Source organism: Micromonospora sp. LZ37 (assembly GCF_059359015.1).
This window is the reverse complement of record NZ_JCADBL010000006.1, coordinates 299,651-311,588: the sequence shown is the minus strand read 5'-3', so window position 1 is coordinate 311,588 and position 11,938 is coordinate 299,651. Positions and strand designations below refer to the sequence as shown.

11 protein-coding genes are annotated in these 11,938 nt (G+C 68.4%); 8 read left to right on the top strand and 3 right to left on the bottom strand.

Annotated elements, in window-relative coordinates:
• The first annotated feature begins 48 nt into the window (after window positions 1–48).
• Genes AC5L3Z_RS15765 through AC5L3Z_RS15755 form a run of 3 tightly spaced genes read left to right on the top strand, consistent with a single transcriptional unit; the run spans window position 49 to window position 4,483 of the window.
• Window positions 49–1,614, top strand: a complete 1,566-nt coding sequence (locus AC5L3Z_RS15765; RefSeq protein ID WP_494842670.1) for a DEAD/DEAH box helicase — start codon at window positions 49–51, stop codon at window positions 1,612–1,614.
• Window positions 1,608–3,593 carry an ATP-binding protein gene (locus AC5L3Z_RS15760; RefSeq protein WP_494842669.1) on the top strand — a complete coding sequence of 662 codons (1,986 nt, stop codon included), beginning with the start codon at window positions 1,608–1,610 and terminating at the stop codon, window positions 3,591–3,593. The genes AC5L3Z_RS15765 and AC5L3Z_RS15760 overlap by 7 nt, the downstream gene beginning before the upstream one ends.
• Complete coding sequence (locus AC5L3Z_RS15755) at window positions 3,590–4,483, top strand: phospholipase D-like domain-containing protein (RefSeq protein WP_494842667.1); 894 nt, start codon at window positions 3,590–3,592, stop codon at window positions 4,481–4,483. The genes AC5L3Z_RS15760 and AC5L3Z_RS15755 overlap by 4 nt, the downstream gene beginning before the upstream one ends.
• Before the next feature lie 603 nt (window positions 4,484–5,086).
• Here the strand turns inward: AC5L3Z_RS15755 and AC5L3Z_RS15750 are convergent.
• Window positions 5,087–5,515 carry a PadR family transcriptional regulator gene (locus AC5L3Z_RS15750; RefSeq protein ID WP_494842665.1) on the bottom strand — a complete coding sequence of 143 codons (429 nt, stop codon included), beginning with the start codon at window positions 5,513–5,515 and terminating at the stop codon, window positions 5,087–5,089.
• Between the two features lie 1,435 nt (window positions 5,516–6,950).
• Here AC5L3Z_RS15750 and AC5L3Z_RS15745 point away from each other — a divergent pair.
• The 5 genes from AC5L3Z_RS15745 to AC5L3Z_RS15725 all read left to right on the top strand — a co-directional run bounded on the left by AC5L3Z_RS15745 (window position 6,951) and on the right by AC5L3Z_RS15725 (window position 9,826).
• The gene (locus tag AC5L3Z_RS15745; protein WP_494842663.1) at window positions 6,951–7,244 is read left to right on the top strand and encodes a helix-turn-helix domain-containing protein; all 294 of its coding nucleotides are present in this window, start codon (window positions 6,951–6,953) and stop codon (window positions 7,242–7,244) included.
• Between the two features lie 196 nt (window positions 7,245–7,440).
• Entirely contained in the window at window positions 7,441–8,901 is a 1,461-nt protein-coding gene (locus AC5L3Z_RS15740; protein WP_494842661.1) for a tyrosine-type recombinase/integrase, read from the top strand.
• Between the two features lie 81 nt (window positions 8,902–8,982).
• A complete protein-coding gene (locus AC5L3Z_RS15735; protein WP_494842659.1) occupies window positions 8,983–9,213 on the top strand; it encodes a hypothetical protein in 231 nt (76 codons plus the stop codon).
• Window positions 9,165–9,587 carry a methyltransferase domain-containing protein gene (locus AC5L3Z_RS15730; protein WP_494842657.1) on the top strand — a complete coding sequence of 141 codons (423 nt, stop codon included), beginning with the start codon at window positions 9,165–9,167 and terminating at the stop codon, window positions 9,585–9,587. The genes AC5L3Z_RS15735 and AC5L3Z_RS15730 overlap by 49 nt, the downstream gene beginning before the upstream one ends.
• The gene (locus AC5L3Z_RS15725; protein WP_494842737.1) at window positions 9,506–9,826 is read left to right on the top strand and encodes a hypothetical protein; all 321 of its coding nucleotides are present in this window, start codon (window positions 9,506–9,508) and stop codon (window positions 9,824–9,826) included. Before AC5L3Z_RS15730 ends, AC5L3Z_RS15725 begins: the two co-directional genes overlap by 82 nt.
• Before the next feature lie 147 nt (window positions 9,827–9,973).
• On the opposite strand, the gene AC5L3Z_RS15720 is transcribed toward AC5L3Z_RS15725, so the two are convergent.
• A complete protein-coding gene (locus tag AC5L3Z_RS15720; protein WP_494842655.1) occupies window positions 9,974–11,005 on the bottom strand; it encodes a hypothetical protein in 1,032 nt (343 codons plus the stop codon).
• 267 nt (window positions 11,006–11,272) lie between these two features.
• Window positions 11,273–11,923, bottom strand: a complete 651-nt coding sequence (locus AC5L3Z_RS15715) for a GNAT family N-acetyltransferase (protein WP_494842653.1) — start codon at window positions 11,921–11,923, stop codon at window positions 11,273–11,275.
• Between the last annotated feature and the right edge of the window lie 15 nt (window positions 11,924–11,938).

Sequence of the window (11,938 nt, the reverse complement as noted above, 5' to 3'; positions counted from 1 at the left end):
CGCCGCGCTGACCCTCCCTCTCCTGATCCCCGCTGCTCGAGCATGCCGATGACATACACATTCTTTGACTTGTTGCGGACGTCGAGCCGGACGTCGAGCTTCGTAGACGAGCGGGTCCTTCGAGCGATCGGGCGCCTCGTCGACGGCGGGCATGTTCTGCAGGCACCCAGTGATGCGGTGATCGCGGCTGCGTGCCTCGGCGATCCCATCACCGCGGTCCGTCGTCTGGCCGAGGCCGGTGTGTTGCCCGGTGAGCTCCCGGATGAACAACGGCGCGATCTGTCCGCCCGCCTGTCGTTAGGCCCGGATCAGCTCGACAGCAAGGCCGTTCTGGCGAATCCGAGTGCCGTGGCGGTATTTCTTGGTCTTCCCGAGGTGCGCGCCAGCACTGCGGCGCAGACACCGACCGACGCGACGCCAGCCTACGGGCTGTTTCCGCACCAACGCCGTGCCGTGGTCCGCGCCCGCAAGCTGCTGCGGCTGGGCCGCACCCGGCTGTTGCTGCACATGCCGACCGGATCCGGCAAGACCCGCACCACGATGAGCATGGTGGCCGACTATCTGCGCGAGAACGAAGGTCGCGTGGTCCTCTGGTTCGCATCCACGCGAGAGCTGCTGGACCAAGCGGCGCGCGAGTTCCACAAGGCGTGGTCTCTGCTGGGCGACCGGCCCGTCCCGATCGTTTCGGCCTGGGGCGGTCAGGACGCCGACCTTACCGACCTCACCGACGGCCTCATCGTGGCCAGTTTGCAGACCGTCCATGCACGTCGCAGCGACCCCGGTTTCATTCCTGCCCTCGGTCGTCGCGTGGGGCTCATCGTGTTCGACGAAGCGCATCAAGCGGTCGCCCGCACCTACCGGTCGGTGGTCGAACAACTCTCCGCCGCCGGGCAACCGGTCACCCCCATCATCGGGCTCAGTGCGACCCCGGGGCGGACTTTCCTCGGAGGGCGGTCCGACGAGGATCTCGCCGAGTTCTTCGAACACATGAAAGTGGAGCTCGACACCGCCGCTGAAGGCGCGGACAACCCGGTCGCTTACCTGATCCGTCAGGGCTATCTCGCCGAGCCCGAATTCCGGCTCCTCGGAGACCTGCCGGAGGACGATGATCCAGATAGCGGCGACGATGACGAACCGGATGACATCGGCCTCAATCAGGATGACTACATGCAGGAGGTTCTCGGCGCCACTCTGCAGCTAGTCAGTGAGTCACATCGCCGCATCATCGTGTTCGCCGCCTCGGTAGAACTGGCGCACTCGCTGGCAGCGTCGCTGCGAGCGGTCGGTGTCCTCGCGGACGCTGTCGACGGAACGACAGCACCCGAACTGCGCGACACCGCAATCCGGATGTACAAGAGCCCGGCACCCATCCCTCGCGTCCTGGTCAACTACGGCGTGCTGACGACCGGCTTCGACGCCCCGCAGACCAGCGCCGTCGTGATCGCGCGCCCGACACGATCCCTCGTGCTGTACAGCCAGATGGTCGGCCGGGGCATCCGGGGCCCGAAGGCCGGCGGCAACAGGAAAGCCGTCGTCGTCACCGTGGTCGACCCCGCAGTCCCCGCATTCGGCTCCATCGCCGCCGCCTTCACCCACTGGGAGGACTTGTGGTAACACCCGACACCCACCAGGAAGCTCCGCTTCTCTCCGGTGAACAGACCGTCAAGTCCATCCGGGACACCGGGTACAAGGGCACCGACTACGCCCTCGCTGAGCTGATTGACAACTCCTTCCAGTGGGGTCAGGCCCGTACAGTCCTGCTAGTCATCGTGCAGCGTATGGTGCAGGGTAAGCGGCGCGCCACCAAACGCGCGGAGGAGATTTGGGTCATCGACGACGGCACCGGCATGACGGATCAGGCCGTCAACCTCGCCTTGTCGTTCGGCGGATCCGGCAAGTACGACGATCGATCGGGCATCGGCCGCTTCGGCATGGGACTGCCGCAGGCCAGCGTCTCACAGTGCAAGAAGACCGATGTCTGGACCTGGCAAAACTCACAACCGGAGAACGCCTCCCACACCTATCTCGATCTGCTGGAAATTTCACACTCCGGTAAGGGATCCACGCTCACCGTCCCGTGGCCGACACACCCCGGTCAGTCGGGCTACGAAGCCATGCCCGACTGGGTCCTCGACGTCTTCAAGCAGCATGCCACTGCGGACACCTCGATGGGACAGCCGCTCTACGGCGGCACGGCCGTTCGATGGTCCACGCTCGACAAGGTCCGCTGGACCACTGCTAGCACCATCCTCAAGCACGCTGAGAACCTACTCGGGCGTATCTACCGCAACTTCCTGACCGCCAACTCCGAGCCGCGCCACATCAAGATCGCCATTGTTGACGCAGACATGATCGGCGGGCTCATCGAGTTCCACGACGTACGCCCCAACGACCCCCTGTACCTGCTGCCGGCGGACCAAAGCACCCTCGAGTACTGGGAGCAGGCCGGCCCGGACGGCGAGAAGGAAAAGTACGTTCCGGTCACCGACACCGCGCCCTTCACCGCCCACCACAACTCTCGGACCTTCGAGATCGCGCGTGCGGACGGCAAAGGCAGCTCCACCGTCCACGCGCGGCTGTCCCTGGCCCGGCCCGAGGCCCGACCGGGGAGAAATCCCGGTAAAGACACCCATCAGGGACGCCATGCCCGCGACAACGCCGGGATCTCGGTCGTGCGCGCCGGCCGCGAGCTCGTCCTCGAACAGACTTTGAACGAGGAAGCCACCGACCGGTGGTGGGGTGTCGAGCTTTCCTACAGCCCCGACCTCGACGAGATCTTCGGGGTGACGAACAACAAGCAGGACGTTCCCAACCTGACGCAGGCACTGCAACTCGCGCGCACCTACGATCTGCCGAAGGAACAAGCCCTGGAAGAGGGCCTATTCGACGAAGAGCACGAGATCGCCGAGCTATACGGGATGGCCCACCAGCTGCTGATCCTCGTCCGTTCTCTGCGCCAAGAAGGCCGAGAAGGACGAGACGCGGCATCGCGAGGCCGCTCCGCCCCACCGAACATCGCGGGCGTCGCCTCCAACATCAAGAAGACACGCTCCACCGTCATCCCCACGCCCGGCGAGAAGAAGTTCGCGGATGATCCGGACCCTGTGAAGGCCGCCGGCGCTATCGAGACGAAACTCAAGGCGGACGACGTCCCCGATCAAACCCGCAAGATAATCATCGAGAACTACAGGCGTGGTGTGACCGTCCAGATCCTGACGCACGCGGAGAAGCACGTTTCGGCGTTCTTCCGGCCCGACGAGGCCATGAACCTAGAGCTGCTGTGCTTAAACAACGCCCACCCCGCTTACCAGGCCATCATCGATCCGTTGCGCGCCTCCGGCGAAGACATCGCCGCGATGAGCGAAGAGGAAGCCAAGAGGCTCCTCACCAAGAGTGCCGATGCCATCACCTGGCTTCTGCTGGCCTATGCTCGCTGCGAGAACGAGTACCAGGGACACCCCCTCGCGGGCACGTGGAAGCAGATCCGTGACCAGTGGGGCCAACGCCTCGCCGAGACGGTGCAAGACTCCGCATTCAAGGCTGCCGAACTGTTCGGTGAAAGCGCCGAAGAGGACGGCGAGGGTAGTGCATGACGCAGGAACACGTCGACCCTCAACGCTGCGGCGTCAGGGTCCTCGAACTTGCTGCCGCGGCCACCTCCTTTACGATCGTCGCACCGTTCATCACCACGGCCGGTCTCAGCCCCATTCTCTCGGCGCTACCGCAAGACGCTCTACTCGACGTGTACACCCGGTGGCGACCCGACGAGGTTGCCGCCGGAGCGAGTGACCCGCATATCCTGGATCTGGTGAACGCTCGCGGTGGGACGGTGTCGCTGCACCCGATCGTCCACGCCAAGGTTTACCTGGCCGATTCCTCTGCCCTGGTCGGCTCAGCCAACGTCACCGGGAATGGTCTGGGTTGGAGCCGGCCTGGCGCCGTGGAAATCCTTGTCGGGGCGTCAGTTAACGATCCGGCCCTAACTGCGCTGGTTTCCGTGCTGCGGGCGACGTCGTCGACGGCCACGGAAGCGGACCGCGACGCCGTTCTAGCAGCAGCCGCCGCGCTCCCTCCGGCACGTTTGCAGGCCGCCAAGGAGCCAACCGACCACGCGGATTGGCTGCCCTCTTATCGGATGCCAGAGGTGCTCTGGCTTGTCTACACCGGGCAGCGCGAGCAGGAGCTCGCAGACTTTGTGCAGCCCGAGCTGCAAGCGTTAGGAGTGCCCCACGGCATCGAGAATGAGGCAGCTTTCAATGCCTACGTCGGAGCTATCTTACGGCAGGGCTTCACGGGTCGTATCGCGCAGGAGTGCAGCAACCTGACCACCATCAAGGCAGTAGAGCGGCTGGTCGAGCTTTGCGCGGCAAGGGGGATCACCGTCGAGGACCCAGGCCTGCTGTGGGAGGTCCTGGCGGCTTGGATAGCGCGTTTTCTGCCTGGCTTCCAGCGGGTTCCGGGCGGAACGCGGCTGATTCGTTGAATTAACGCCACAAGCCTATCGGCCTGCCCGTATCCGGGTCGAGGACTCGTAGCGGCTGAGGAAACTCGGGCTTCATGGAGGGCCGCGACGGCTGCTGCGGTATGACCGTGCACCGGCCGAGAGCTGAGCGCAGCAACTCGGCCGCCGCGGTCATCCCGGACGCCTCCGCGGCGGCAAGCAGGGTTCGCGCAGCCTTGGTCGCTTCCGCCTCTATGGCTCCACCTGCCCTGCCTAGGCCATCGGGGGCAAGGCCCTGCAACCCGTCCAGGCTGCCGCGCAAGCGGTCCAACTCGCGGGCCAGGCAAGCATCGAACTCCGTAGATGAAGACTCTCCGTCGCATCTCGGTTCTTGCACGACGGCGAGTAGACGAGCTACTGGATCCGGCAAGTAATTCCGACGGGCGCGCTCAACAATCTCGGCACGCCGCTCCTCGAAACGCCTGCTAGCCACGCCACCCCTCTATCCTGGTCCGCATCGCCGCCGGTCGTGGTTCCACGCGTCGAGACGGGAGGCCGGTCGGACGCTGTCGTGGAACAAGAGCCGGAGTGACGTCCATCAGCGTAGCGGAAACTGCACGAAGCATGAGTGCACCGAACGGCCGGTCAGCGGCCCTCGGAACCTCGGCCAGCGACTGCAGCGTTCGTCGTGCTGATGGCCGTTCGAGCGAGGCGCCCGCGTGACGCGGGGTCGACGGCGAGGATTCCCGCGGGCCTGGCACGTAGCCGTTGGGTGGCGGCCTCGACGTTGCGGCGCAACCGCTCGGTCTCGGCGACGAGCACAGACCTGCCTGCTTCGGTGAGCCGGTAGTAACGGCGAAGCCGTCCCTCCACGACCTCCTCGCGGTCTCGCTCGACCAGACCCTCGTCGGTGAGGCGGTCGAGCGCGCCGTAGAGGGTGCCGGGCCGCAGCGCCATTCGCCCACCGGAGAGCGCAGCGACGTCGCTGATGATGCCGTAACCGTGCATGGACTCCCGTGCGAGCGCGGTCAGGATCAGAAAGGTCGGTTCCCGCAACGGCGTGGGTGTGGCCATAGCCTCAATATATCGGCGATGAAGCTATAACGGCGAGGAAGCGGTGAAGTAGTTCGACAGGAAGTGAGGTTGCTGGGTCGGCCACCGGCAGGGGCGGACAGCGCATGGCAGACCCTTCGTCACTCAGACCATGGGGTGCGCGCCTGCGGCCAGGGGGAAGGCGCCTGCTCGACGACGCATGGGGTGAACGGTCCGGACGGTCGGTACATCCACGCACAGCAGGCCGCGCCGCAGCAGAGATTCGCGGGGGACAGCGCTTACTCCTACGCGGGTAGGCCAGCGGACGACGCCGGCGTGGCGCGAACCCCAACCATCTGCCGCGTCCCCGTCCCCGGGCATCATGCCCGGCGCCTCACCCATGTCGGTCGCCGGAGTATGAGCACCAGTGGTGGGAACCCTCGGTCCCGGCTGCCTCGCCCGGGAAGCGCGCGAACCGGTGTCAACGAGGGCAGTCGATTGACAGGTTGTCCGTGCGGGCGGCGGCGACCGCGTCCGCGAGGACAGGAACGTCGGCATGAGCGCCGGGTCACTTTGTCCGGACACGCGTTCAGCGGCGGTCAGATGGAATCGAGAAGTGGCGATCGGCGTCGTGCGCGCGGCCAAGACATCGAGGTGGGCACAACGTGTCCTCCGTGTCCGGCCCGGTGTCCGCCACGTCGCGCCTGTCATCGATGTCCGTCGTTGACAAAGTGTCCGGCGGAATCGCTGAGCAGGCCCGGGACAACGCAGCCTCGCGCGTGTCGCTGGCCTGAAATGGCACTGGCGTCGACGACGGAAGTCCGTCCCGCGGCGGCGATGGCCAAACCGGCATGACATCACCGCGTCGCCTGGACCGGTTTGTCAACCGCCCGCAAGCTATGTCGGCACCCGTCGGCCGCGGACATGTCCGCGGACAACTTGTCATCGACGTGCATGAGTGTCCGATCAGGTGCCGCCGAGGCGGTGTGTGACATGTTGGCACCGCTGTCGAGCCGACGGCGGACACGAGGTCGGAGCGCCCGTGGACCGTCACACCATCCGTCATGTAATCGACTTGTGTCACTGTCCGGGGGTGGCGTCGAGGCGGTGGCACGTCCGCGCGCTGGCCCGGCGAGCGGCCGGACGGGCAGCCTGTGAGCCCTCGTGAGTGGCGGTGAGTCAGGCAGGCGTTCGCCAGAGCACACAGACGCCGGTTTACAGATGTCAGCGCCCCACCGATCCGGCGCGGAGCCGACATCGACATGGGCGAGCACCGAGGTAAGCGCCGCTTGAGTCGTACCGGCCGGCCGTGCTGGATGTCGCCGGACCAGATCGAGCACCCATCGGATCTGCTCCTGCGAGGGCTGAGCCCGTCTCCGGCATCCAGCCTCACCCGCCGCGCACCCCGGGCCTGACCTGTACGCCCGTGCCTACCGCCGAGGAGATGACCATGAGATCGTCCAGACGCAATGGAACCGTGCCACCTCAATCCGGGGAGAGGCCGGCTGCCGGTGAGCAGAAGCCGGCGTGGACGGCCGAGCGAATCCACGGCCTGGGCGTCAGCACGGACCTGGCCACCGCCGCGGCGGTGCTCGGCATGTCCCGCTCCGCCGCCTACAAGCTGATCCGCCGCGACGCGTTCCCCGTGCCGCACTTCCGCGTCGGCGCCCACTACCGGATACCGACGGCGCCGCTGCTCGCCGCCCTGCACCTGCACGAACCGGGGACCACGCCGGAGCGCGCCGCCGGTGCCACGAGTGCCCCACCGTAGGCGCCTTCCGCGTTGGCGGGAGCCAACCCCGGCCCAGCCCTCACGCCGCGCCAACGCGCGCGGTTCTCTTCCAGCCCCGACCTTGCGCCGGGACCGTCGTACGACGGTCCCGGCGACTTGATCGTGTCCGCGGATCACGCGTGGATGTCGATCGACGAAACCGATGCGCCCCACCTGATCGAGGAGCACCACTGCCATGCCTGACGGAAGCATCTTCAAACGCTGCGGCTGCCGCCACCCGGAAACCGGCAAGCCACTCGGAAACGACTGTCCCAAGCTGCGCCGCCCCAACCGCGCCTGGAGTTCCGAGCACGGGCACTGGACCTATCAACTCGAAGTCCCACCCACCGCCGACGGCGGGCGCCGGCAACTACGCCGCTCCGGCCTACCCACCCAACGAGCCGCCGCCGACGAACTCGACCACGCCCGCGAACTGCTCGCTCTCGCCAAGGGCGACCGGCGCCGCCGCACCGAGATCGGCGACCTGCTCCAGAACGCCTCACGCGCCAAACGGCCCCTGCCCGAGGTCGACCGGATCCGCCAGCGGCTACGCGGCGACGGCCCCCTCGCGGACGCGCCCACCGTCGCCGACTACCTCACCGGCTGGCTGACCCACCTCAGCGTGGACGACAACACCCTGCACGGCTACGAGTCCATCGTGCGAGTGCACCTGATCCCACACCTCGGCGAGGTCCCGCTGGACAAGCTGCGCACCAGCCACGTCCGGGCCATGTTCGCCGCGATCGAACGCCGCAACGACGACATCCGCGCCGCGAAGACCAGCCCCGACCCGGCGGTGCGCAGGTCCGCAGCCGGGGTGCGGCCCACCGGCCCCACGACCCGGCAGCGCATCCGCGCCTGCCTGCGCAAGGCCATCAACGACGCCCTCGCCGACGAACTGATCGTCGGCTCCAACCCGGCCGCGCTGGTCAAAACCCCGGGTGACCGGCCGCTGCCGATCGTGTGGGAGGACGAACGCGTGCAGCGCTGGAAGGACACCGGCCAGGTGCCCGGACCGGTGATGGTGTGGACTGATGCCCAGGTCGTTGACTTCCTCGACCACGTCGCCCGGCACGCCCCGGACCTGCATCCCATGTGGCACTACATGGCCTACCGGGGGCCCCGCCGCGGCGAGGCCTGCGGACTGCGCGACAGCGAGGTCCGCCTGCACCGCCGGGAAACCACCATCAACAACCAGATCGCCACCCACGGCTACACACCCGTGCAGAAACCCCCGAAGAGTAGGTCCGGAAACCGCGACGTCGCCCTCGACGCCGACACCGTCAAGGTCCTCACCGCCTACAAGGCCCGCCGCGCCGAGTGGCAACTCGCCGCCGGCCCGGCGTGGCCCGACACCGGCCTGTTCTTCGTCCGCCCCGACGGGCAGCCCTGGCACCCCAACGCCGTCACCCAACGCTTCCGCCGGCTCGTTCGCAAAGCCGGCCTACCGCCGATCCGGCTACACGACCTGCGCCACAGCGCCGCCACCATCGCCCTCGACGCCGGCGTCGACATCAAGGTCCTCTCCGACCAACTCGGTCACTCCACCACGACCCTGACTCGCGACACCTACCAGAGCGTCACCAAGCAGCTGCACCAGGACGCCGCCGACGCCGTCGCGAAGAAGATCAACCAGAGACGCCGCAAGGCGGGGTGAAACTCGCCCTCACCGGAGCGGCAGCGGATGACCGCGTGCGGCCGGGCCGGTGCCGGTTACCCGAGCGAATACGCTCGCGACGTGGGCGGTGACGACCAGCGGCTGAGCCGGCGGGGCAGCTTCGACGAGGATCCGGACAGCTACCAGGCGGCTCGGCCGGGGTACCCGCGGCGGGTGTACGAGGTGCTTGCCGACTGTGGGCTGCGGCCCTGTGCCCGCGTCTTGGAGATCCTGCCCGGGACCGGGCAGGTGACCCGTCCCTCGTGGCCGCCGGAGCGTCGGTGCTGGCGGTGGAACTCGGTGGCCGCCTAGCAGCCCGGCTGCGGACGAACCTGGCGGGCTACGACGTGACCGCCATTGAGGGTGACTCCGCCATCGTGCCGCTGCCCGCCCACCCGTTCGACCTGGCAGTCTGCGCCACCGCCTTCCACTGGCTGGACCGGCTGCGGCGGTGCGGCGGCTGGCCAGCCTGGTCCGGCCGGGCGGAGGACTGGCGGTGTGGTGGACCGTCTTCGGTGACCCTGACCGCAGCCCGCCCTGGCGCGCGGACCTGGACGCGCCCTACCGACGGTGGCTACCGGCGCACGGGCGCGGCCCGGCAGGCGTGCCAGCGCCCCTGCGGGTCGCCGAACGCACAGCGGAGCTGGAGGCAGGTGGCTGGTTCGGCCCCGTCCGGGTCGAGATAATCCGCTGGGAGCACCAGCTGACCCCGCACGGTGCGCGCGGGCTGTGGGGGACCTTCTCGTACGTGCGCGAGTTGAGTGCTGACCGGCGAGAGGCGTTCCTCGACGGCGTCGCCGAGGTGGTCGCCAGCCAGCCCGGCGGGACGGTGGTCGACCACTACGTCACCGCGCTGTACACGGCGCCGCGCCGGAACGACTCTTCCCTCGTGACCGGTCGCACAAATCGGGCAGCGGACGCCTGAAGAGTGCCAGCGGGAGTCACATTCGACAGGGCTCGGGCTAGCCAGGACTGCTGGAGCGGGGCGCCCACCGCCGAGCCCCTCGGTTGGCCTGGGGCAATGTCTGATCGCTGGTTCGACCGTTCTGAGCTGGCTGCGTACCGACATCTGTCATCCCGCGTCCGGGTGGTGGTGTCGCTGCTCGGCGCAGTGCTGCCACATCCGGGCCAGGTGCCCGACCATCCGGTCGCTGGCGGGGTGCCCAGGATGTGCGTGTCGGTGGGCGGTGATGGTGTCGGCGAGCAGCGTCCGCGCGCGGGCGCAGTGGCCGAGCTGGTGCAGAACGACGGCGAGGGACGCCTGCGCGGCGAGGGTGCGATGCGCCTCGGGCCCGGTGGTGGTGACGAGTTGCTCGGTGAGGTGGCGGTAGAGGTGATACGCGCGCTGGTGGTGCCCGACCAGGCGGTGCGCGGTGGCGAGAGTGTGCAGGGCCGTCAGGGTGGTACCGGCGGCGGGGCCGTGCAGGTGGGTGCCAGCGTGGTGGGCGTAGGTGGCCCAGCGGATCGCCGCACCGGGGTGGCCGAGACGGATGAGCACCTCGCCGAGGATGCAGGCGGCGTCCGCGTGCAGCGGGTCGGCCGGCGCGGTGATGGGGTCGACGGCGGCCAGCGCGGCGTGCAGGAGTTCCCGGGCGTGAGCGGGATTGCTGGCGGCAAGGCTGCGGGCGAGTTCGACGTATTCGGTGACCGGAACGAGACCGGCGACGACGGGCCGCCAGGTGATGCGCAGGTCGGTGCAGGTGCGCCCGGCACTCACGCGGCTGATGACCCGTCCGGCGCAGGCCGCGCCCATCAGTGGGCTGCGCGGGTGAGCCAGAGTCGTGGGCACGATGCGGGGTGCGTGACGCAGCACGGCCCGGCCGATGGCCTCCACCACGAGCACAGCGGGTAGGCAGGGGCGGCAACACCCGGGTGGGCAGTCGTAGACGAGGTCCTCGTCGCAGTCCATGACCGCGGTCATGGGCTGGGCGCAGAGGCGACACCACAGCAGCCCCGGCGGCAGCACCACCTCCCACAGGTCGGCGTCGTCGGCCCGATAGAGAGCGGGTCCCTCCTGCGCGGCAGTTGACGCTTCGGCCGCCCCACGGGCGCCGCTGACCCACTTCTGCACGAGCCGGCGCTGCAGGTTCAACTCTTGGGCCACAGCGGTGACGGCACGGTGGTCGCCCGCCGCGCGCTGCTGATGTACGCGGGAAACCGCGGCGTCGATGAGATCTTGCGGGTACTTGCGGGGGTGAGGCATATCGGATCGGTCCCGGGCTTGAGTTCTGAGATCAGCGGGGCGCGAGGGCGTCGCGGCGGGCAGACGACGCTCGCCGCGTTCGTCCGGGAACGGCACGGTCTCGTCCAGGACCACGTGTGACGTGGCGCAGGATCGGCCACGGTTCGGTTCGTGAGGCCATCGCGCGGATCAGACGCCCAGACCGCTGACCTGCGAGCCACCGGCCGCGCTGACGGTGTCCAGGGGAGCAGGGCCCGACGTAGGGGTGCGGCGCATCGGGGTGAGAACCGGGCCCGCGGGAAGCCGGATGGCTTCCCGCGGGGTGTATCCGTAGCGGGTGTAGACGTCCTGGCACTCGCCGGTGGTGTCGGTCCACGAGGGTGGGTCGACGCGGTCGAGTCTGTCGCGATGGTGAGCGAGCATCGCCGCGCCGACACCTCGCCGCTGGGCGGCGGGCGCGACGGCGAGGAACGCCAGGTGGTAGTGCGGTTCGGTGGGCCGACGTGCGCTGAGCAACCCGTCGAGGATCTCGAAGCGCTCAGCATGGTCGCCGGCTGCGTCGGTGAGGCGGCTGCGGTAGTTCGCCGGTGGCGGGATGCTGCGGTAGCGGTGGAAACCGACCGCGGCGGCGATCAGGTCGTCGGTGACGTAGGTGTCGCCGTAGAACATGGCGTGTTCCACCCAGATCGCCGTCACCTCGGTGAGGATGCGGCGCCGGTGGGTCGCCTCGGGCACCAGCCAGGCGGCCAGCGGGTCGGGGTGCAGGGCGTCGGCGATGAGCGCGGCGACCTTGTCCTTCTCGGCCCAGCGGCCGGCGCGTATGCGAGCAGTGCCGTCCAAGAGGATCCCTTCAAC

What these genes read in the sequence shown, in the direction of transcription:
- AC5L3Z_RS15765 (WP_494842670.1), top strand. Translation starts at nt 49, where the DNA reads ATGACATACACATTCTTTGACTTGTTGCGGACGTCGAGCCGGACGTCG.
- AC5L3Z_RS15755 (WP_494842667.1), top strand. Translation starts at nt 3,590, where the DNA reads ATGACGCAGGAACACGTCGACCCTCAACGCTGCGGCGTCAGGGTCCTC.
- AC5L3Z_RS15750 (WP_494842665.1), bottom strand. Translation starts at nt 5,515, where the DNA reads ATGGCCACACCCACGCCGTTGCGGGAACCGACCTTTCTGATCCTGACC.
- AC5L3Z_RS15740 (WP_494842661.1), top strand. Translation starts at nt 7,441, where the DNA reads ATGCCTGACGGAAGCATCTTCAAACGCTGCGGCTGCCGCCACCCGGAA.